This is a genomic window from Pseudomonas sp. RW409 (assembly GCF_003184125.1).
GTDB lineage: Bacteria > Pseudomonadota > Gammaproteobacteria > Pseudomonadales > Pseudomonadaceae > Aquipseudomonas > Aquipseudomonas chlororaphis_I.
Genome location: NZ_QHHP01000021.1, coordinates 908,718 through 929,766 on the forward strand (window position 1 = coordinate 908,718; position 21,049 = coordinate 929,766).

15 protein-coding genes and 1 pseudogene are annotated in these 21,049 nt (G+C 61.6%); 11 read left to right on the plus strand and 5 right to left on the minus strand.

Features of this window, described 5'->3' with window-relative positions:
• Nucleotides 1–349: 349 nt before the first annotated feature.
• The 11 genes from DK261_RS12910 (at nucleotide 350) to DK261_RS12965 (ending at nucleotide 15,332) form a co-directional block, all read left to right on the plus strand.
• A complete protein-coding gene (locus DK261_RS12910; protein ID WP_016704754.1) occupies nucleotides 350–799 on the plus strand; it encodes a DUF411 domain-containing protein in 450 nt (149 codons plus the stop codon).
• On the plus strand, nucleotides 796–1,233 hold the full coding sequence (locus tag DK261_RS12915; RefSeq protein WP_016704753.1) for a YqaA family protein: 438 nt from the start codon (nucleotides 796–798) through the stop codon (nucleotides 1,231–1,233). The genes DK261_RS12910 and DK261_RS12915 overlap by 4 nt, the downstream gene beginning before the upstream one ends.
• 134 nt (nucleotides 1,234–1,367) lie before the next feature.
• Nucleotides 1,368–2,393 (plus strand): alpha/beta fold hydrolase, encoded by a 1,026-nt coding sequence (locus tag DK261_RS12920; protein ID WP_110175810.1) that lies wholly within the window; start codon nucleotides 1,368–1,370, stop codon nucleotides 2,391–2,393.
• A 22-nt stretch (nucleotides 2,394–2,415) separates the two neighbouring features.
• Entirely contained in the window at nucleotides 2,416–3,369 is a 954-nt protein-coding gene (locus DK261_RS12925) for a D-2-hydroxyacid dehydrogenase family protein (protein WP_016704751.1), read from the plus strand.
• 487 nt (nucleotides 3,370–3,856) lie between these two features.
• Complete coding sequence (glgA, locus tag DK261_RS12930; RefSeq protein WP_053268952.1) at nucleotides 3,857–5,425, plus strand: glycogen synthase GlgA; 1,569 nt, start codon at nucleotides 3,857–3,859, stop codon at nucleotides 5,423–5,425.
• A 14-nt stretch (nucleotides 5,426–5,439) separates the two neighbouring features.
• Complete coding sequence (gene treZ / locus DK261_RS12935; RefSeq protein WP_110175811.1) at nucleotides 5,440–7,236, plus strand: malto-oligosyltrehalose trehalohydrolase; 1,797 nt, start codon at nucleotides 5,440–5,442, stop codon at nucleotides 7,234–7,236.
• Nucleotides 7,233–9,326 (plus strand): 4-alpha-glucanotransferase, encoded by a 2,094-nt coding sequence (gene malQ, locus DK261_RS12940; protein ID WP_110175812.1) that lies wholly within the window; start codon nucleotides 7,233–7,235, stop codon nucleotides 9,324–9,326. Before treZ ends, malQ begins: the two co-directional genes overlap by 4 nt.
• Complete coding sequence (locus DK261_RS12945; protein ID WP_110175813.1) at nucleotides 9,323–12,109, plus strand: malto-oligosyltrehalose synthase; 2,787 nt, start codon at nucleotides 9,323–9,325, stop codon at nucleotides 12,107–12,109. Before malQ ends, DK261_RS12945 begins: the two co-directional genes overlap by 4 nt.
• A gap of 21 nt (nucleotides 12,110–12,130) precedes the next feature.
• Entirely contained in the window at nucleotides 12,131–12,466 is a 336-nt protein-coding gene (locus DK261_RS12950; protein ID WP_110175814.1) for a DUF2934 domain-containing protein, read from the plus strand.
• Nucleotides 12,467–12,579: 113 nt separating this feature from the next.
• On the plus strand, nucleotides 12,580–14,748 hold the full coding sequence (gene glgX / locus DK261_RS12955; protein WP_110175815.1) for a glycogen debranching protein GlgX: 2,169 nt from the start codon (nucleotides 12,580–12,582) through the stop codon (nucleotides 14,746–14,748).
• Nucleotides 14,749–15,068: 320 nt separating this feature from the next.
• Entirely contained in the window at nucleotides 15,069–15,332 is a 264-nt protein-coding gene (locus tag DK261_RS12965; protein ID WP_110175816.1) for a short-chain dehydrogenase, read from the plus strand.
• Between the two features lie 163 nt (nucleotides 15,333–15,495).
• Here DK261_RS12965 and DK261_RS12970 read toward each other — a convergent pair whose 3' ends face one another.
• The 5 genes and pseudogenes from DK261_RS12970 to DK261_RS12990 all read right to left on the minus strand — a co-directional run.
• The gene (locus tag DK261_RS12970; protein WP_110175817.1) at nucleotides 15,496–16,620 is read right to left on the minus strand and encodes a type VI immunity family protein; all 1,125 of its coding nucleotides are present in this window, start codon (nucleotides 16,618–16,620) and stop codon (nucleotides 15,496–15,498) included.
• A gap of 25 nt (nucleotides 16,621–16,645) precedes the next feature.
• Entirely contained in the window at nucleotides 16,646–17,587 is a 942-nt protein-coding gene (locus DK261_RS12975; protein WP_110175818.1) for a PoNe immunity protein domain-containing protein, read from the minus strand.
• A gap of 118 nt (nucleotides 17,588–17,705) precedes the next feature.
• Nucleotides 17,706–18,647, minus strand: a complete 942-nt coding sequence (locus tag DK261_RS12980; protein WP_080710537.1) for a PoNe immunity protein domain-containing protein — start codon at nucleotides 18,645–18,647, stop codon at nucleotides 17,706–17,708.
• Nucleotides 18,648–18,651: 4 nt separating this feature from the next.
• Nucleotides 18,652–20,208 carry a hypothetical protein gene (locus DK261_RS12985; protein ID WP_080710536.1) on the minus strand — a complete coding sequence of 519 codons (1,557 nt, stop codon included), beginning with the start codon at nucleotides 20,206–20,208 and terminating at the stop codon, nucleotides 18,652–18,654.
• A pseudogene (locus tag DK261_RS12990) lies at nucleotides 20,205–21,049 on the minus strand (type VI secretion system tip protein VgrG); the annotation flags it as partial. The gene DK261_RS12985 and the pseudogene DK261_RS12990, both read right to left, overlap by 4 nt.

Here is a 21,049-nt window from a genome sequence, read left to right on the forward strand (position 1 = left end):
CGACCGCTATCGCGGGCAAGCCTCGCGCCTACAGAGAATGCACATGCTTGTGTAGGAGCGAAGCTTGCTCGCGATAAACGATAACGCGCAGTGCCAGACAAACCGCGGCGCCCCCATCGTGGGCAAGCCTCGCGCCTACAGAGAATGCACATGCTTGTGTAGGAGCGAGGCTTGCCCGCGATGAACGATAACGCGCAGCACCAGACAAACCGCGGCGCCCGGACGACAAGCGCTTGGTATAACGTTGAAACACAAGCGCCGCGCCGCGCTCGAGAAAAGTAGCAAAATACGCCACCCTGTCGGCCCAAGACCGCGCCCCCGAGGCGCCCTGATGATCAAGAGACTCCCTATGCACAACACTCTGCGCCTGGCAGCCCTGTCTGCCCTGCTCGTCGGCTCCCTGGCCCAGGCCGCCGACCTGATCCCCATCGACGTGCACCGCGACGCCAACTGCGGCTGCTGCAAGAAATGGATCGAGCACCTGCAAGCCAACGGCTTCAAGGTCAACGACCATGTCGAAAGCAATATGAGCGAAGTCAAGCAGCGCCTGGGCGTGGCCCCGCGCCTGGCGTCCTGCCACACCGCGGTGATCAACGGCAAATTCGTCGAAGGCCATGTGCCGGCCGACCAGGTGCTGGCCCTGAGCAAACGCGACGACCTGCTCGGCGTCGCCGCCCCCGGCATGCCCATGGGTTCGCCCGGCATGGAAATGGACGGCATGCCCGCCGATGCCTACCAGGTCATCGGCCTGACCAAGGACGGCAAGGACGTGGTGGTCGCGGACTACCCGGCCCATTGATCCTCACCGCCTGCCTCGGCCTGTTCCTGGCGGCCTTCGGCGCCGCCACCCTGCTGCCACTGCAATCCGAAGCCGTGCTGGTGGGCCTGCTGCTCAACGGCCAGTTCAACCTGTGGTTGCTGCTGGCCGTGGCCACCCTCGGCAATGTCCTCGGCTCCCTGGTGAACTGGTGGCTGGGCCAGCGCCTGGAACGCTACAAGGACCGCCGCTGGTTCCCCGTCGGCCCACGCCACCTGCAAACCGCCCGCAACCATTACCAGCGCTATGGCCATTGGTCCCTGCTGCTGAGCTGGCTGCCGATCATCGGCGACCCGCTGACCCTGGTGGCCGGAGTCATGGGCGAACCGCTCAAACGCTTCCTGCTGGTCGTCACCCTGGCCAAGGGTGCGCGTTATGGCGTGCTCGCCTGGATGACCCTCGGCTGGGTCGGTTGAGCTGACGGGGCCAGCCTCCGGGCTCATAAGCATGACCACGAAGGGAACGTTTCGCCCTGGCGATGGCCTCTGCTTATTAATGTCGCGCTAATCGCGCCGCTCCAGGATCGCCCCATTGCTCTCGGAGGTCATGTATGTCCCTAAGCCCCACCCGCTGCAGCCTCAGCCGCTGGCTGCCCGGCCTGCTGCTGACCGCCGCCCTGCCCGCCCTCGCCGCCGAAGGCCCGACCTACGGTCCCGAGCTGCAAGGCTTCGACTATCCCTACCCGCTGCAGCACTTTGCCTTCGAGTCCCAGGGCCAGGCCCTGCAGATGGGCTATATGGACGTACCGGCCAAGGGCACGCCCAACGGCCACAGCGTGTTGCTGATGCACGGCAAGAATTTCTGCGGCGCGACCTGGGACAGTTCGATCAAGGCCTTGAGCGACGCCGGCTACCGGGTCATAGCCGCGGACCAGATCGGCTTCTGCACCTCCAGCAAGCCCGAGCACTATCAATACAGCTTCCAGCAGCTGGCGCAGAACACCCGGCAGTTGCTGGACCGGCTGGGCATCCAGCAGGTCAGCCTGCTGGGCCATTCCACCGGCGGCATGCTGGCTACCCGCTATGCCTTGCAATACCCCGAGCAGGTGCAACAACTGGCGCTGGTCAACCCGATCGGCCTGGAAGACTGGAAGGCCCTCGGCGTGCCCTACCGCAGCGTCGACCAGTGGTACGCCCGCGAGCTCAAGCTGTCGGCCGAGGGTATCCGCAACTATGAGCGCAGCACCTATTACGGCGGCCGCTGGAAGCCGGAATTCGAGCGCTGGGTGGACATGCTCGCCGGCCTCAACCAGGGGCCTGGGCACACGCGGGTGGCGTGGAACTCGGCGCTGATTTACGACATGATCTTCACCCAGCCGGTGTACTACGAGTTCAAGGACCTGAAGATGCCGACCCTGCTGTTGATCGGCACCGCCGACACCACGGCAATCGGCAGCGACATCGCGCCGCCGGCGGTCAAGGCGCGGATCGGCAACTACCAGGTGCTGGGCAAGCAGGTGGCCGGGCTTATCCCGCACTCGACCCTGATCGAGTTCCCGGGCCTGGGCCACGCCCCGCAGATGGAAGAACCGGCGCAATTCCACCAGGCCCTGCTGGGCTGGCTGGCGTCACATTGATGCGTTTTCCCCTGGAGCCTTCATGAGTGTGCAGATCGCGGTAATCGATGATTGGCAGGACGTCGCCCGTGACGTCGTCGACTGGTCGCTGCTGTCGGGCATTGGCCAGGTCAGCTTTATCCATGACTACCCCAGTGACACCGCCGCCATGAGCGAGCGCCTGGCGCCGTTCGAGGTGATCTGCGTGATGCGCGAGCGCAGCCGTTTCGACGCGGCCCTGCTGCGCAGCCTGCCGCGGCTCAAGCTGCTGCTCACCGGCGGCATGCGCAATGCCGCCATCGACCTCGCCGCCGCGGCCAGCCTGGGCATCCAGGTGTGCGGCACCGACAGTTACAAGCACGCGGCGCCGGAGCTGACCTGGGCGCTGATCATGGCCCAGACCCGCAACCTGCTCAGCGAAGCCAGCGCCCTGCGCGCCGGCCTCTGGCAACAGGGGCTGGGCGGCGACCTGCACGGCAAGACCCTGGGCATTCTCGGCCTGGGCAGCATCGGCCAGCGGGTGGCGCAGTTCGGCCAGGTGTTCGGCATGCGGGTGATCGCCTGGAGCGAGAACCTCACCGCCGAGCGGGCCGCGGCGGCCGGCGTGACCTACGTGAACAAGCAGCAGTTGTTCGAACAGGCCGACGTGCTCTCGGTGCACCTGGTGCTCAGCGAGCGCAGCCGCGGCCTGGTGGACGCCCAGGCGCTGGCCTGGATGAAACCCTCGGCGCTGCTGGTCAATACCGCCCGTGGGCCGATCGTCGATGAAGCGGCGCTGATCAGCGCCCTCGAACGCGGGCGCCTGGCCGGCGCGGCGCTGGATGTGTTCGAGCAGGAGCCGCTACCCCTCGACCATCCGTTGCGCCGCCTGCCCAATGTGCTGGCCACGCCCCATGTCGGTTATGTCAGCCAGCAGAACTACCGACAGTTCTTCACCCAGATGATCGAGGACATCCAGGCCTGGGCCGCCGGCCAGCCGATCCGTCAGCTGGGCTGAAACCACCTCGGGCATTGCGCCGGCACTGCCCTGCACCATCATCGGGCGCGGGCGGTTTTTCCCCGCACCGCCTGCTTGCATCCCCCTCACCGTTTTCGCGCCCGTGCCAAAAAGCCTCGCCCCCGGCCGGTGCGCGAGACTGCCTTTCGTCGGCTTTATTCCAGGGCAGCGCAACCTTCGCCCCGAGAAAACCTAATCGTCATGCCCGCGCTCTAACTTCTGTCCTAGACTGGAATTCAAAAAGTGACCGGACAGTCACCCCCAAGGAAATAAAGTCGAAACTTTTGGCTCACGCCTTGGGTCAGGTTAAAGGTAGGGCCTTCGCGACTGGTGCAATCCTTGCAACGGCCCCTTCACCCTCTTTGCGTCGACGCATGAGGCTGCGTTCGGCTTTCGCATGTGCAACGTTTTTGTGCCCGGCCACCGGATTGGCCTTTTGACACCGCCGGCAGATGCCAGGAACAGATCAATAAAACGGGAGAAACAGATGACCAGTGCCGTATTGCAAACCCAGGGAAAGCATCCTCTGCCGCTGGCCGGTGAGACGGCCTCCACATCGATTCTCGCCCCAGGTGGCAAGACGTCACTGCCCTTGATCCACCACAACCCCAATCGCAAGAAGGTCCTGTTCGTCACCTCGGAAATCGCCGACCTGGTCAAGACCGGCGGCCTGGGCGACGTCTCGGCGGCCCTGCCCCGCGCCATGGCGCACCTGCACGATGTACGCCTGCTGATCCCCGGCTACCGGCAGGTGATGCACAGCGAAAACCCGATTCATATCATTGGCGAGCTGGGCGGCCACGCGGCCCTGCCGGCCTGCAAGATCGGGCGCATGGACATGCCCGACGGCCTGGTGATCTATGTGCTGATCTGCCCCGAACTCTATGAGCGCGAAGGCACGCCCTACGGCGCCAACAACGGCCGCGACTGGCCGGACAACCATATTCGCTTTGCCCGCCTGGGCCTGGCCGCCGCCGACATCGCCGCCAACCTGGCGCAGATCCACTGGTGCCCGGACCTGGTGCACGCCCATGACTGGCCCGCCGGGCTGGCGCCGGCCTATATGCACTGGCGCGGGCAACGCACGCCGACCCTGTTCACCATCCACAACCTGGCGTACCAGGGCGTGGTCAGCCTGGCCTCCTGCCCGGAGCTGGGCATCCCCGAACACGCCCTGCAACAGGAAGGCATGGAGTTCTACGGCAAGCTGTCGTTCCTCAAGGCCGGCATGGCCTACGCCAGCCACATCACCACCGTCAGCGCCACCTATGCCCAGGAAATCACCACCCCGGCCTTCGGCTGCGGGCTTGACGGTTTCCTCGCCAGCAAGACCCAGCAAGGCCTGCTCAGCGGCATCCCCAACGGTATCGACGAAAGCTGGGACGCCGCCACCGATCCGCACCTGTCCACGCCCTTCGCCATCGGCGACTGGCAAGGCAAGGCCGCCAATGCCGCCCATGTGCGGCGGATGTTCGGCCTCGACCCCGGCAGCGGTCCGCTGTTCGCCGTGGTCTCGCGCCTGGTCTACCAGAAAGGCCTGGACCTCACCGAAGGCGTGGCCGAGTACATCGTCAAGTCCGGCGGCCAGATCGCCATTATCGGTCGCGGCGAACCGGAAGAAGAACAGGCCATGCGCGCCCTGGCTGCGCGTTTCCCCGGGCGCATCGGGGTGAATATCGGCTTCAACGAAACCGACGCCCGCCGCATGTTCGCCGGCAGCGACTTCCTGCTGATGCCTTCGCGCTACGAGCCCTGCGGCCTGAGCCAGATGTACGCCCAGCGCTTCGGTTCGTTGCCGGTGGCGCGCAATACCGGCGGCCTGGCCGACACCATCGAGAACGGCGTCACCGGCTTTCTGTTCGACGAGTCCACGGTGGCCAGCTACGAAGAGGCCCTGAGCCGCGCCTTCAAGGTGTTCGCCTATCCGCAGTTGCTCAACGCCATGCGCTGCCGGGCCATGGCCGCGCCCTTCAACTGGTGCAAGGCGGTGGAGCCCTACGCCGAACTCTATGAACAGCTGGTGGCCAAGGCCTTGGGAAAATCGGCCAAACCCTGAGAGGGCACCCCAAGATGCCGTCAAGGACACTGGAAACCTGGCCCCACGGCACCGTTCCACTCGATGCCCAGCGCACCCGCTTCGCCCTCTGGGCGCCGGATGCGCAGCACGTCAGCGTCGAACTCGAACACGGCGTGTCGCTGCCCATGCTGCCCCAGGCCAACGGCTGGTTCATGGTCGTCGGCCATTGCCCGCCCGGCACCCGCTACCGCTTCAACATCGACAATGAGATCCGCGTCCCCGACCCGGCATCCCGTGCCCAGGACGGCGATGTCCATGGCCCCAGCCTGGTGGTCGATCCCCGGGCCTATCGCTGGCAGCACCCGCACTGGCAAGGCCGGCCGTGGCACCAGGCGGTGATCTACGAGTTGCATGTGGGGGTGCTGGGCGGTTACCGCGAAGTGGAAAAACACTTGCCGCGCCTGGCCCAGCTGGGCATCACCGCCATTGAGCTGATGCCCCTGGCGGAGTTTCCCGGCGATCGCAACTGGGGCTACGACGGCGTCCTGCCTTATGCGCCGGAAGCCTCCTACGGCTCGCCCGACGACCTCAAGCACCTGATCGACTGCGCCCACGGCCTGGGCCTGGCGGTGATGCTCGACGTGGTCTACAACCACTTCGGCCCCGACGGCAACTACCTGCAGCACTACGCCAAGGCCTTCTTCAGGGAAGACCGGCATACGCCCTGGGGCGCGGCCATCGACTTTCGCCGCCAGCCGGTACGCGACTTCTTTATCGACAATGCCCTGATGTGGCTGCTGGAGTACCGCTTTGACGGCCTGCGCCTGGACGCGGTGCATGCGATCGACGACCCGGACTTCCTGTCCGAACTGGCGCAGCGGGTGCGCCAACGGATCGACCCGGCGCGACAGGTCTGGCTGACCGTGGAAAACGAGTACAACCAGGCCAGCCTGCTGGAGCAGCACTTCGATGCGCAGTGGAACGACGACGGCCACAACGCCTTGCATGTGTTGCTCACCGGCGAAACCGACGCCTACTACGCCGACTTCGCCAAACGCCCCACCGAGAAACTGGCGCGCTGCCTGAGCCAGGGCTTCGCCTACCAGGGCCATGTCACGCGCCACGGCACCGCTCGCGGCGAACCCAGCGGCCACCTGCCGCCCAGCGCTTTCGTGCTGTTTTTGCAGAACCACGACCAGATCGGCAACCGCGCCTTCGGCGAACGCCTGGTGCGCCTGGCCGAGCCACAGGCGTTGCGGGCGGCCACGGTGCTGTTGTTGCTGTCGCCGATGATTCCGCTGCTGTTCATGGGCGACGAGCTGGCGGCGCCGCAGCCCTTCCTGTTTTTCACCAGCCACCACGGCGAACTGGCGGATGCGGTGCGCGAAGGCCGGCGCGACGAATTCGCCGCCTTTAGCGCCTTCGCCGATCCGCATAAACGCGAGCAGATTCCCGACCCGAACGCGCCGGACACCTTCCTCGCGTCGAGGCCGCAGGCGGACCCGGCCCAGGGCGAACAGACCCTGGCGCTGTATCGCCAACTGTTGCAACTGCGCCGCGAGCACATCGTGCCCTGCCTGCCCGGCGCCGAAGCCCTGGGTGCCGAGGTGCTGGCCGAGGGTGCGCTGTGCGCCCGCTGGCGCCTGGGCAATGGCCAGGAGCTGCGCATCGACCTCAACCTGAGCCCGCACCAGGTCGAGCAGCGGCCATCGAACGCCGCGCAGCGCCTGTTCGATTACCCGGCCCAGGCGTTCGAACGCTTGCAGCAAGGCCATCTCGCCCCCTATAGCGCACTGGTCAGCCTCGGCGCGGCCGCCCCACTGCCTGACCTTGACGGAGAACGCCCATGAGCGACGCGCAACTGGAAATCCTTGCCAGCCGAGCCGGCCTGGCCGTCGACTGGATCGACGCCAACGGCCGCCCGCAACGGGTCGAGCCGCGGGTGCTGCGAAGCGTGCTGGCCAGCCTCGGCCATCCGGCCGACAACGACCGGCAGATCGAAGCCAGCCTGCGCCAGCTGCTACAGGTGCAACAGAGCCGGCAACTGCCACCGCTGCTGACCGCCGATGTTGGCCAGGGCCTGGACCTGGGGCATTACTTCGCCCCGGACACGCCCTGCGAAATCCACCTGGAAGACGGCAGCGTGCTCAACCTCAAGCTGGACGCCAACTCCATGCTGCCGGGCCTGGTGCCGGTGGGTTATCAGGAGGTGAGCATCGCCGGCCAGCACTTCACCCTGGCCGTGGCGCCCGAGCGCTGCTACAGCGTCGCCGACGCCGTGGACCAGGCCACGCCCCGCGCCTGGGGCCTGAGCGTGCAGCTGTATTCGCTGCGCCGCAGCGGCGATGGCGGTTATGGCGATACCCAGGCGTTGGAAGACCTGGTCCGGGTCGCCGGCGAACGGGGCGCCGAGGCCATCGCCATCAGCCCGCTGCATGCCATGTTCAGCAGCGACACCGGACGCTACAGCCCTTATTCGCCGTCCAGCCGGCTGTTTCTCAACAGCCTGTACGCCGCGCCCGGGACCATTCTCGGCGAGCGCGCCTGGCGCAGCGCCATCGACGCCAGTGGCCTGGGGCCGCAACTGCAACAGCTGGAACAACAGCCGATGGTCGACTGGCCGGTGGCGGCCCAGGCCCGGCAGAAAGTCCTGCGCGCGCTTTATGAAGGCTTCTGCCAGGGCGAACATCCGCTGCACCAGGATTTCGCCAGTTTCCGCCACGCCAGCGGCGAGGCCCTGGAAAACCACTGCCGCTTCGAAGCCATCCAGGCCCAGCGCGCGGCCCGTGGCGAAAGCCTCGACTGGCGCGAATGGCCCGATGCCTGGCGCACCCCGCGCAGCCCGGCGCTGGCGCATTTCGCCGTGGAACACGCCAGCGACATCGGCTTTTATGCCTTCTGCCAATGGCTGATCGCCCGCTGCCTGGAGCGCGTGCAGAGCACCGCCCGCAGCAGCGGCATGGGCATCGGCCTGATCGCCGACCTGGCGGTGGGCGCCGACGGCGGCGGCAGCCAGGCCTGGAGCCGCCAGGACGAACTGCTGGCGGCGCTGACCGTCGGCGCGCCGCCGGACATTCTCAATCGCCAGGGCCAGGGCTGGGGCATTTCCGCTTTCTCCCCGGAGGGCCTGGTGCGCAATGGCTTCCACGCCTTTATCGAAATGCTCCGGGCCAACTTCGCCCATGCCGGCGGCCTGCGCATCGACCATGTGATGGGGCTGCAGCGGCTGTGGGTGATCCCCCTCGGCGCCCCGCCCTGCGACGGCGCCTACCTGTATTACCCGGTGGACGACCTGCTGCGCCTGCTGACCCTGGAGTCGCACCGGCACCAGGCGATCGTCCTCGGCGAAGACCTCGGCACGGTGCCCGACGGCCTGCGGGAAAAACTCAGCGCGCGGGCCATGCTCGGCATGCGCGTGCTGCTGTTCGAGCAGGAGCATGGCACGCATTTCCGGCCGATCCTCGACTGGCCGGACAACGCCCTGGCGACCACCAGCACCCATGACCTGCCGACCCTCAACGGCTGGTGGCAAGGCCGCGACATCGACTGGAGCGCGCGCCTGGGCCTGGTGGACGAAAGCGGCGAAACCCATTGGCGCGAACACCGCCAGCGCGAACGCGAGGGCCTGCGCCACGCCCTGAGCCGCGACCCACAGAACTTTCGCGAAGCTCCCCACATAGCCACCCACGAAGCCGACCAAGTGGTGGACGCCAGCGTGCGCTTCCTCGGCCATACCCGTGCGCCGCTGGTGCTGCTGCCCCTGGAAGACGCCCTGGGCATCGACGAACAGGCCAACCTGCCCGGCACCCTCGACAGCCATCCCAACTGGCGCCGGCGCCTGGCCGGTAGCAGCGCGGCCTTGCTCGACGACCCGGACGCCGCGCGCCGCCTGGAACTGCTGGCCTGCGCCCGGCTGCAGGCCCACGAGCGCGACCGATGAACCAAGCGACGACCCGGCCTGTGCGGGCTACCTTGCGCCTGCAGTTTCATCGCGGCTTCAGCCTCGACGACGCAGTGCCGCTGGTGCCCTACTTCGCCCGCCTGGGCATCAGCCACCTGTACGCGTCGCCGCTGCTGTGCGCCCGCGCCGGCTCGATGCACGGCTACGACGTGGTCGACCCGACCCGGGTCAACCCCGAGCTGGGTGGCGAGGCCGCGCTGGAGCGCCTGGTCCGCAGCCTGCGCCAGCACGACATGGGCCTGCTGCTGGATATCGTCTCCAATCACATGGCGGTCGGCGGCGCGGACAACCCCTGGTGGCAGGACCTGCTGCGCTGGGGGCGCCTGAGCCCCTATGGCGAATTCTTCGACATCCAGTGGCACTCCCCCGACCCCTTGATGGAAGGCCAGTTGCTGCTGCCGTTCCTCGGCAGCGACTACGGCGTGGCCCTGCAGGAAGGCACGCTGCGGCTGTGCTTCGATGCCGAACGGGGCGAGTTTCATGTCGAGCACTACCAGCATCACTTCCCGATCTGCCCCAGCGACTATGGCGAGCTGCTGCGGGTCCCGGGCGAACTCGACGCCGAGTCGGCCGAGCGCCTCAAGCCACTGGCCGATGCCTTCAGCACCCTGCGCTACCAACCCGACGCCCACACCCAGGCCGAACCCTTGCAGCGGCAATTGCAGGACGCCGCCAGTGCCCCACAGGTCCGCGCGGCCATCGAGCAGCAGCTGGCGCAGTATGACGCGCGCCAGCCGGAGGGCTTCGCCCGCCTGCACGCCCTGCTGGAGCAACAGAGTTATCGCCTGGCCAGCTGGCGCACCGCGGCAGACGACATCAACTGGCGGCGCTTCTTCGACATCAACGAACTGGGTGGGCTGCGGGTCGAGCGCCCGGCGGTGTTCGAGGCCACCCACGGGAAAATCTTCCAGTTGATCGCCGCCGGCCTGGTGGACGGGCTGCGCATCGACCATATCGACGGCCTGGCCGATCCCCGCGGCTACTGCCGCAAACTGCGGCGCCGAGTCGACGCGCTGCGCCCCGGCCAGCACCTGCCGATCTACGTGGAAAAGATCCTTGGCGCCGGCGAAACCCTGCGCCGCGACTGGGGCGTGGACGGCAGCACCGGCTATGAATTCATGAACCAGCTGTCGCTGCTGCAACACGACCCGCAAGGCGCCGAGCCGTTGGCCGAACTCTGGAGCCGGCACAGCGAACGCCCGGCGGCCTTTCTCGAAGAAGCCCGGCTGGCGCGCCAGCAGTTGCTCAACGGCTCGCTGGCCAGCGACTTCGAAAGCGTGGCCCAGGCCCTGCTGCAAGTGGCGCGCAACGACGTGATGAGCCGCGACCTGACCCTGGGCGCCATCCGCCGCGCCTTGCAGGAACTGATCGTGCACTTCCCGGTGTATCGCACCTACATCGGCGCCTGCGGGCGCTCGGCGGCGGACGAGGCGTTTTTCCAGCAGGCCCTGCAAGGCGCCCGCGACACCCTGGGCGAAGCCGACTGGCCGGTGCTGGCCTACCTGCAACAGTGGCTCGGCGGCCGCGGCTGGCGCCAGCTGCCACCGGGGCGCCAGCGCAAGGTGCTCAAGCATGCCTGCGTGCGCTTCCAGCAATTGACCTCGCCGACCGCGGCCAAGGCGGTGGAAGACACCGCGCTCTATCGCTCGGCGGTGCTGCTGTCGCGCAACGACGTGGGTTTTTCCACCGAGCAGTTCTGCGCCCCGGTGGAAGCTTTCCACGCGGTCTGCCGCGAGCGCCTGGCGACCTTCCCCGACAACCTGCTGGCCAGCGCCACCCACGATCACAAGCGCGGCGAAGATGCCCGCGCGCGCCTGGCGGTGCTCAGCGAACTCAGCCCCTGGTACGTCGCACAGGTCGAATACTGGCGCAGCCTGGCCCAGGCCCTGCGCAGCGATCCCCAGGCGCCCGGCGCCGGTGACGAGCTGATTCTCTATCAGGCCCTGCTCGGCAGCTGGCCACTGGAACTGCACAGCGACGACAGCCAGGGCCTGCGGGACTATGCCCGGCGCCTCTGGCAATGGCAGGAAAAAGCCCTGCGCGAAGCCAAGCTGCACAGCAGTTGGGCGGCGGCCAACGAGGCCTATGAAAGTGCGGTCCACCAGTTTATCGAGCGGCTGTTGCTCAGCCCCGAGGGCCTGCCGTTACGCAGCGCCATAGGCGCGGCCGTGCAGCGCATCGCGCCCGCTGGCGCCCTCAACGGCCTGGCTCAATCCTTGCTGCGCATGACCGTGCCCGGCGTGCCGGACCTGTATCAGGGCAACGAGTTCTGGGACTTCAGCCTGGTGGACCCGGACAACCGCCGCCCGGTGGACTTCGCCACCCGACAGCAGGCTCTGGACCCCTGCGGCGAAACCATGGAACTGTTGGCGAATTGGCGCGACGGGCGCATCAAGCAGGCCCTGATCGCCGCCACGCTGGAGCGCCGCGGCGAGTACCCGCAGCTGTTTCGCCGGGGCAGCTACCAGCCGCTGCCGGTGCAGGGTCGACACGCCGACAAGGTGCTGGCCTTCATGCGCGAACACCAGGGCCAGCGCGCCGTGGTGATAGTGCCCAGGCTGGTCGCCGGGCTGCTGGAAAGCGGCGCGCCCCCCCGGGTCGACGCGCCGGATTGGGGCGATACGCGAGTGCATCTGCCATTCGCCGCGCCAGGACAAAACCTGAAGGGACTTTTTTCCACGGGGGCAGTCACACCCCACAAGGATCTGATGATCAGCAGCGCATTGCGGGATTTCCCGGTCAACCTCTTCATCCAAACTTGAGTTCAGTTCAGGAGCATTGCGATGAGTACCGACGACAAACGCATTCGTGAGTTCGCCTATCAAATCTGGGAATCGGAAGGCCGGCCCGACGGCCAGGAACACCGGCATTGGGAAATGGCCCGCAAGCTGGCCGAAGCCGAGGCCTTGGCCCCGAGCAAACCACCCAGGGCGACCCGCGCCGCCAGCGCCAAGCCTGGCAAGCCCGCGGCAAAGCCCAAGGCCGTCGCCAAACCCGCGGCGGCGGCACCCCTTGTGCCTCCTGGAGAAAGGACGCCTCCTGGAGAAAAGGTGCCGCCCGGAGGCAAAAGCAGCGCGGCGAAAAAGCCACGAGCACCGCGCAAGCCAGCGGCCATCTGACGACCTTTCGCCAAGGCGCTCGCGCCACCCTCCACTGCCGGCCTTGCCCATGTGCGTGGCGCGCCCGTGCGCCACAGGGAGCCTGTTCGCCCATCTGATTCCCAGGAGCCTCCATGACCACGTCCAAAACAGCCGCCACGCCGAAAACCCCGCCAGCGACCGAGCCCTCGCGCATCCGCGAAGGCCTGCCCTTCCCGCTCGGCGCGACCTGGGACGGCCTGGGGGTCAACTTCGCGCTGTTCTCGGCCAATGCCACCAAGGTCGAGCTGTGCCTGTTCGATGCCACGGGCGAAATCGAACTGGAACGCATCGAACTGCCGGAATACACCGACGAGATCTTCCACGGCTACCTGCCCGATGCCCATCCCGGGTTGATCTACGGCTACCGGGTGCACGGCCCCTACGACCCGGCCAACGGTCATCGCTTCAACCCCAACAAACTGTTGATCGACCCCTATGCCAAGCAACTGGTGGGCGAGCTGAAATGGTCCGAGGCGCTGTTCGGCTACACCATCGGGCATCCCGACGCCGACCTCAGTTTCGACGAGCGCGACAGCGCACCCTTCGTGCCGAAATGCAAAGTGATCGACCCGGCCCACACCTGGGGCCACGATCATCGGGTCAGCGTGCCCTGGGACAAAACGATCATTTATGAGACTCACGTGCGCGGCTTCACCATGCGTCATCCCTCGGTGCCGGAAGCGGTGCGCGGCACCTTCGCCGGGCTGATGGTCGACGATGTGCTGGAGCACATTCGCAAGCTCGGGGTGTCCTCGGTAGAGCTGTTGCCGATCCATGCCTTCGTCAACGACCAGCACCTGCTGCACAAGGGCATGACCAATTACTGGGGCTACAACAGCATCGCCTTCTTCGCCCCCGACCCGCGCTACCTGGCCAGTGGCAAGATCGCCGAATTCAAGGAAATGGTCGCGCACCTGCACGAAGCCGGGCTCGAACTGATACTCGACGTGGTCTACAACCACACCGCCGAGGGCAACGAGCAAGGCCCGACCCTGTCCATGCGCGGCATCGACAATGCCTCCTACTACCGCCTGATGCCCGACGACAAACGCTTCTATATCAATGACTCCGGGACCGGCAACACCCTCGACCTGAGCCACCCTTGTGTGCTGCAGATGGTCACCGATTCGCTGCGCTACTGGGCCACGGAAATGCACGTCGACGGTTTCCGCTTCGACCTGGCGACCATTCTCGGGCGTTATCACGATGGCTTCGACGAGCGCCACAGCTTCCTCGTAGCCTGCCGCCAGGACCCGGTGCTGCGCCAGGTGAAGCTGATCGCCGAGCCGTGGGACATCGGCCCCGGCGGTTATCAGGTGGGCGGGTTCCCACCGGGCTGGGTGGAGTGGAACGACAAGTTCCGCGACACCGTGCGCGCCTTCTGGAAAGGCGACGACGGCCAGCTCGCCGACTTCGCCGCGCGCATGACCGCCTCCGGCGAGATGTTCAACCAGCGCGGCCGGCGGCCTTATACCTCTGTCAATTTCGTGACCGCCCACGATGGCTTCACCCTGCACGACCTGGTGTCGTACAACGACAAGCACAACGAAGCCAACGACGAGGACAACCAGGACGGCAGCAACCACAACCTGTCGTGGAACCACGGCGTCGAAGGCCCCACCGACGACCCGCAGATCAATGCGCTGCGCCTGCGCCAGATGCGCAATTTCTTCGCCACCCTGCTGCTGGCCCAGGGCACGCCGATGCTCGTCGCCGGCGACGAGTTCGCCCGTACCCAGCACGGCAACAACAACGCCTATTGCCAGGACAGCGAAATCGGCTGGGTCAACTGGGACCTGGACGACGACGGCAAGTCGCTGCTCAAGTTCGTCAAGCGCCTGGTCAAGCTGCGCATGGCCTATCCGATCCTGCGCCGTGGACGCTTCCTGGTGGGCAACTACAACGAGGACATCGGGGTCAAGGACGTCACCTGGCTCGCCCCGGACGCCAGCGAAATGACCATCGAACAATGGCAGGACAGCCACGGCCGCTGCCTGGGCATGCTGCTCGACGGCCGCGCCCAGGAAACCGGAATCCGCCGCCCCGGCGCCGACGCGACCCTGCTGCTGGTGGTCAACGCCCATCACGACATCGTCAACTTCTGCCTGCCGGAAGTGCCCGATGGCGGCTTCTGGACCTGCATGCTCGACACCAACCAGCCCTCGGTGAAAGGCCAGGAACGCTTCGAGTTCGGCCACCAGTACTCGGTGACCGGGCGCTCGCTGCTGCTGTTCGAACTGCAGCACGAGGGAGAGGACTGACTACGAAACTGATCCTGCAAGATTTGCAAATAACCTCGATTTGCGCCTCCTGAAGCCGGCACCTTATAGTCCCCGCTCGCCCATATGGCGACCGGGTTTGGCGACCTGGAAAAGAAATTTTGGAAAAGCACCTCAGTGCCTTTAGCCTTCTGCGAAGCTATGCCTTCGCAAAAGCTCAATGGTGGCTGTGCGTGGGAGACCTTCGGGTCTGCCGGTTCTTTCCTTGAGTTTCACCGGTTCGCCAACCCGCGCACAGCTGCCACCCTCATTTGTTTGGCGACGGATACCGGGCGGCTTCTTGAAAACAAGGAGAGTTACCCATGAACAAGCAATACATCCCCCTCACCAGCATCGACTGCACGATCCCCTGCCTGCTGATCGACAGAAACACCCCGCTCGATGTCCTCCACGCCAATAGCAGCGCCCGCCTGCTCGCCGTCACCCAATTGATGGAAAGCCTCGCACGGGTAGAACTGAAAGATGCCGACTGCGTCGATCTGCAACACATGGCCAACGCCAGCGCCATTCTGCTTCGCGACAGTTGCGACCTGATGGACGTGATGGGCTGGAAGGTTCGAGCTTAATTACAACCACTGCGGGAACTTGAAGTGCCCCTCTTTGCGGGGCACTTTCATTCAAAATGCGGACGACATGAAATATCGTTTGAGAGCAGCATTCAGCTTGGAATCAGGTCGGGCATCTGCCCGTAGAGATTTCTCAAGACATGCGTAGTGCACTCCTCGTTTTTTACTTCTCAGCCGACCAATACCAAAGCGTATCGCCCCAATTCGAACCGCTGAAACTCGGCATGGTCTCCCCCTGATTGAAGTAGCGTCGGGAGTCGGTTTTAGCAGGAGCGAACCAGTACCCCGCTACACTGCAAGTCTGGCCAGCTTCAAGGCGTGCAGGCGTTTTAGGTTGGTTATTTTCTTGGTCGAAACGAGAGTACCAGCGAGCTGTACTGTCTTCTTCGAAGCAGTTTCCATAAGGGGAGTAAGTATGCAGTTGGTCTGGATTAGGGATACGCAACGGTTTTACAACTCGATTCACTGCCACATAGGCAGCAGGAAGCTGTTCGCTTTCTGCACCCAGCTGAGGTAGGTCACCCGCACGGATAGTCAGTCCGTTCGCGTGACTCAACACCCCTATATCTCTATTCCCGTCAAAAGCATGCCGGAGCTGGTCTTCCCCCCCAAGCCGCTCCACAAACTGCTTTCCAAGAACGGTGTACCAGTTCACACCTTTAATGTGATTGAGCAGCTCTCGCTTAAAGTTGTGCACCATAGAATCCACTTCAAGTCCGGAGAACTGCTGAGCAAGCTGAAATTCCATAGGCATGTAGCTATCGAAATCATAAGGCAGAATGCTGGAAAGGCCGCCATAACCATGTTCGGCCTTAACCTGATTGCAGAGGTAAACCAGCCAATTTTGATATCGAGCGGCGCCGTCAGCTTCCTGCAACAAAGCCCAAGGCAAGGTGATCTTCAGAAACGAGCGTTTCTGGTCGCCGTGAATTTCAAAAGAGTTCAATGCTGACAGACTATATTCAGCGGCCTCACTTGCGGTTGGAGCACTACTGATGTGCCACTCATACTGTTCATTCGAATCAGTTTCAAGAATCTTCATGGCCGTTTTTTTGAAACTGTCGTCTGTCAGTTTCTTATAGCGGCCATCAAATTGCCCTTTCAAGTATTGACCGAACTCCTCCTTGAAACGATCGAAGCACTCCATGACCCTTTTTTTGCTTTCAAGCAAATAACCTTCTTTGAAATACACCGTGGCGATCAGTCCTAGCCTGACGACCGGTGTGTTATCCGGCAATTCAAAGGTCAAATTTGGGGCTTGGTAAATCAATTTTTCCAACGTATTCATAGTCGTCTAACCCACCCCCTCTTTTTTACTTCTCACCTGACCAGTACCAAAGTGTGTCGCCCCAATTCGAACCACTGAAGCAAGACATGATATCCCCTTGATTGAAATAGCGACGAGAGCCAGTCTGGGCAGGTGTAAACCAGTAGCCCGAGCGACTGCAGGGCTTGCCTGACTCAATACGTCCCACCAGCCCTCCCGACTGCTCCTTATAGTTTTTAGCGTATTCGACCAAATCCCTTGGATAGACCATATGGTCGACTTCGCGATCATCGATTCCATATAGAAAAGCAACAGCAGCCGCTTCAAATGCCCAATAGCCAAAGTAACTACCTTCTTCGCCATCCAGATGGCTGTCATGCCAAGGTGCCTGTTCAAACGCGGGGTACCACTCGTTGCAGTACTGTTTCAACAGTTGCGAAGCTTCGCTTTTGGTTTCGCTGTAGATCGCTCGGATCAGAGGGGTATAGACCGCGTGATACCACTCATCGACGTCATAACGCTCAGGCAGGCAGGGACGAAGCAGGTCTTCGTAAAGGGTATCCTCACCCGCATAGCCAGCCTGATCAAAAAGCCTGACAAAGCGGGATAACAAGTCGTTTCTATGCAGCAATATGCACAAGCTTACAATCTGGACAAACTCTTCGAATTGATGCGGATAGTCTTCGATGTTCAGAGGCGAAATATTTGCGATATTTTCGTAGGCTGCCAAGGTCGATTGATAATGCTCATAACTGGTGATCACCTTCTCCAGTTGTGGCCTAAGGGAGTCGATAGCCTCGCCAGCGGTGTACTGAATAACCAGGGCTGCCAGGGTTGAACGCTGAATACGCCGTGCCTTGAGCGCATTCTCCTGCTCAGGCGAGTCAGCTTCCATGGCGTGGTTCTGCCAGTAACTTTCTTCCTCCGCGAAGTAGGCCAAGGTATTTTTATACTGTCTTTCAGTAATGAATCGTTGTCTTCTTTTCATATTCAAGCTTCTTCTCTCAGCGAGCACTGATGCATCATATTTACTCGCTAGGCTTTTGCTTGCTCAGCTTTTTTCAAGGCATGTGTAATGCATTCTTATAAACCAGCCCCCTGTCTTTTTACTTCTCGCCTGACCAGTACCAAAGCGTATCGCCCCAGTTGGAGCCACTAAAACTCGGCATGATCTCACCTTGGTTGAAATAGCGCCGAGAATTGGATTGAGCAGGGGTAAACCAATAACCTGACTTACTGCAGGGCTTGCCTGACTCAATACGATTAACTTGAGGTGAATTCAGCGATTTATAGTTTCTAGCGTACTCAGTCAAGTCTTTTGGATAAACCATGCTGTCAATTTGACTGTCGTCAATATCATACAAAAAAGCTACAGCCGCAGCTTCAAAAGCCCAATAGCCGACATAATTGCCTTCGTCACCCTGTAAGTGAGAGTCATGCCAAGGCGCCTGTTCAAACTCAGAGTACCAGTCTTTACAATAGTTTTTTAATAGTTCAGATGCTTCATTTTGACTGCTTGCATAAATAGCACGAACCAAAAGAGTATATGAGTCATGGTACCACTGATCCACGTCATGTCTTTCTGGAAGGACTTTTCCAAGTAGATCTTCGTATAGCGTATCGTCGCCTGCATAACCTGCTTGATCGATCAAGGCTACAAAACGCTTCAATAAGTCCTTGCGGTGCAGCAAGATACAAAGAGAAATAACTTGAACGCACTCTTCGTATTGGTAAGACCAGTCATCAATTGCAAGAGGCGAAATATTTATGACTCCCTCATGTAAGGCCAGTGCTCTCTGCCAAGTCTCGTACCCTTCAATTACTTTCTCCAATATCGGCAAAAGAGCCTCTATTGGCTGGCCTGCGGTATAGGTGATGAATAATCTATCAAGAGTCAATAGTTGAAAGTGTCTTGCTCTGAGAGACTTTTCTTCTTCGTCAGTTTCAGACTTGAAACGATTGGACTCAAAGAACCTGATTACCTCATCGGACTCCTTCAAAAAAATTCCATACTGACTGTCACTTAGAAATTTTTGTCTTTTGGTCATTTGTTTAAGCCTCGATCTTTAAATTTTTTGATGCGCCATATTTTTTTGTTAGCGACCTCTTGCGCTTATTGACAAATGACTTTACTTCGCCTTCGCCATAATGGAATGCTTCATGTTTTGCATGAGCACTTTCAATATCACCGTCCAGTCGTGCTTGTGCGTGCTCTTTGGGGCTCAAGCTAGGGTGATAAAGCGGGGCATAAAAGAGATGGCGACTGTAGGAGTTGATTACCTGTGCTGCTAATAGACGCCCTGATACCGCTTTACCAATGTTTTCAGCTATCCATTCTGAACTCATTTGAACCAAAATATTTTTAGCTTTGCCCGTTGTCCCTTGACTGACTTTTTGCGGCGAGGCGCTTTTCTTTCCTTTGACAACTGTGCGGGTGTTTTTCCCTGGTTGAGTCGAGCTATCTTCAACCGGTTCAATCAGCTCACTAGGATCGCTTAGGCCAGATACGCCGAGTCGAGATCCAACTCCGGGCTTACGTGTATTATTCGGCTTGCGCATGAACTTCGGAGCATCCTCATCGCGACTCGCTTTTGCCTCAACAATGGCAAACTTTTCTCCATTGTTGGTTGCAGGATTGGCACGCCACACAGCATCGATACCCGTACCGTTTGCGCCATCCGTTAGTTTGTAAAGAACATGCCTTGTCTTTGGACTTCCACCTTGTGAAAGTTTGCCCTTCTTGGATGCATCAGGGGTTCCTTCAAGCCATTTTCCATCACTGCCCTTATCATGCCCGTCCCAGTCCTTCCCCCATCCAAACTGTACAGCACAAATATAGTCAGCAATGTGCTCACCACTTACACCCAGCCCTTCATTAAGGATACTAGACAAGGCCTGAGTTCCGACATTGGAACTATCAATCTTATTTGAGTGAGTGCTGCTCGCCCCATCTTTACCACTATTGGCAACAGCTGCATCTCTGTTCGCCGGCTTTTTCCCTTGAGCAGGCCGACTTGTACCGGATGAGCTTGCTGAACTGTTACGTTGCATGCCTTTCCACTTTTTTAATCGCTTTTCAACGATTCCAATCATGGCTGGCATGTTATCACGCGATGTTGCAAGCACTGTTACAACGGCTGATTGAGTCCAGTTGGGTAGACTTTTGAAGGCACTGGAACCTTTAACTCCACCGATGATGTCGTCGATTTCTGCTTTCAGCTTTCCAGCATTGAACATCTGTTCGAGCAATGCCTCAGGGCTGGATTTGATGCCGCACTCATCAAGGACAAAGCGTAGAAGGTCGAATAATACTGGGGCAAATCGTTGTGGGTTGCGATTGACGATACGCAGACTTTTTTTCAGCCCGTCTCCAGGTCCAGGCACCCATCCGATAATTGCCAGCAACAAGTCGAACTGAGCATCTTCCTTTGCGGACTCGCTATTGGATTTGTACAACAGCACGCAGGACTCTACGGTGTCGTAGGCATCAATCGCTTGACCGAGAAAGGGGACAGCCCCCAAGGCAATGCCCTTGGCCAATTCGACCGCCGCCTCCTTGTAGGCCTCCTTACGATCATTGGTTCCTGAAATATTTGTGACACCGCTCATACCAGCCTCCCTGCCGCTTGCTCAATCAATGCCTGCAAATCTATCTGATCAGGATCCAGCCCCAGCTTGCGCAAGTCTTCGTTGATCTTTTCATCAGAACTTTCAACGACCTTGACTGCCTCTCGATCATAAGATCGTGGGTCTTCGCCGTAGTAAACTTTGGCGGGACCTTTGGGGACATCTTCCAGACGGGCAAAACCATCTGCATCCAAAACACCTTCACGAGTAGAACCATCGGCAAACTCGACGCGATAGGACGCACCAGGAACAGGTTCAAGGTTTTTATAGTGCAGGTTCAGTTCGAGCCAGGTTGGATTGGCCTTGGCGCTTTCCATCAAGTTACCGGCACTGTCTACAGCGACTGCGCCGGGAATGAGTGGTAAGAGAGAAGCAATACCTGTCCCCACCCCCGGTGCGCCGCCGGAATTGACCTTCACATTCGCCCCGCTGATGGTCACGCCACCGCCGTCGAGCTTGACGAAGCTGCCGCCAGCCTTGGCCGTCAGTTCGGCGCCGGCTTCCAGCACGGCCTTGCTCCCGGCCTTGTAGTGAATCTCCTGGCCGGCCTCGACGAATTGCGCGGTGCCGATGTTGGCGTGCTGGGTGACGGCCACGGTGAGGTGGTCGTTGGCGCGGATTTCGCTCTTGCGGTCGAGGTGGGTGATGCGGTGTTCTTCGGCCTTGAGTTCGGTGAGGGTGTTGGCTTCGACCGTGTCGTGGCGTTCGTTGCCGACGCGGATCCGCTGGTCGTGCTCGACGTTTTCGTCCCAGTCGCGCTGGGCGTGCAGGTAGATCTGCTCGGCGCCTTTCTTGTCTTCGATGCGCAGTTCGTTATAGCCCT

Coding starts and splice junctions, on each gene's coding strand:
- DK261_RS12920 (WP_110175810.1), top strand. CDS start 1,368: ATGTCCCTAAGCCCCACCCGCTGCAGCCTCAGCCGCTGGCTGCCCGGC.
- treZ (WP_110175811.1), top strand. CDS start 5,440: ATGCCGTCAAGGACACTGGAAACCTGGCCCCACGGCACCGTTCCACTC.
- DK261_RS12985 (WP_080710536.1), bottom strand. CDS start 20,208: ATGAGCGGTGTCACAAATATTTCAGGAACCAATGATCGTAAGGAGGCC.
- DK261_RS12925 (WP_016704751.1), top strand. CDS start 2,416: ATGAGTGTGCAGATCGCGGTAATCGATGATTGGCAGGACGTCGCCCGT.
- glgX (WP_110175815.1), top strand. CDS start 12,580: ATGACCACGTCCAAAACAGCCGCCACGCCGAAAACCCCGCCAGCGACC.
- DK261_RS12975 (WP_110175818.1), bottom strand. CDS start 17,587: ATGAAAAGAAGACAACGATTCATTACTGAAAGACAGTATAAAAATACC.
- DK261_RS12970 (WP_110175817.1), bottom strand. CDS start 16,620: ATGAATACGTTGGAAAAATTGATTTACCAAGCCCCAAATTTGACCTTT.
- DK261_RS12910 (WP_016704754.1), top strand. CDS start 350: ATGCACAACACTCTGCGCCTGGCAGCCCTGTCTGCCCTGCTCGTCGGC.
- glgA (WP_053268952.1), top strand. CDS start 3,857: ATGACCAGTGCCGTATTGCAAACCCAGGGAAAGCATCCTCTGCCGCTG.
- DK261_RS12980 (WP_080710537.1), bottom strand. CDS start 18,647: ATGACCAAAAGACAAAAATTTCTAAGTGACAGTCAGTATGGAATTTTT.
- DK261_RS12965 (WP_110175816.1), top strand. CDS start 15,069: ATGAACAAGCAATACATCCCCCTCACCAGCATCGACTGCACGATCCCC.
- DK261_RS12945 (WP_110175813.1), top strand. CDS start 9,323: ATGAACCAAGCGACGACCCGGCCTGTGCGGGCTACCTTGCGCCTGCAG.
- DK261_RS12950 (WP_110175814.1), top strand. CDS start 12,131: ATGAGTACCGACGACAAACGCATTCGTGAGTTCGCCTATCAAATCTGG.
- malQ (WP_110175812.1), top strand. CDS start 7,233: ATGAGCGACGCGCAACTGGAAATCCTTGCCAGCCGAGCCGGCCTGGCC.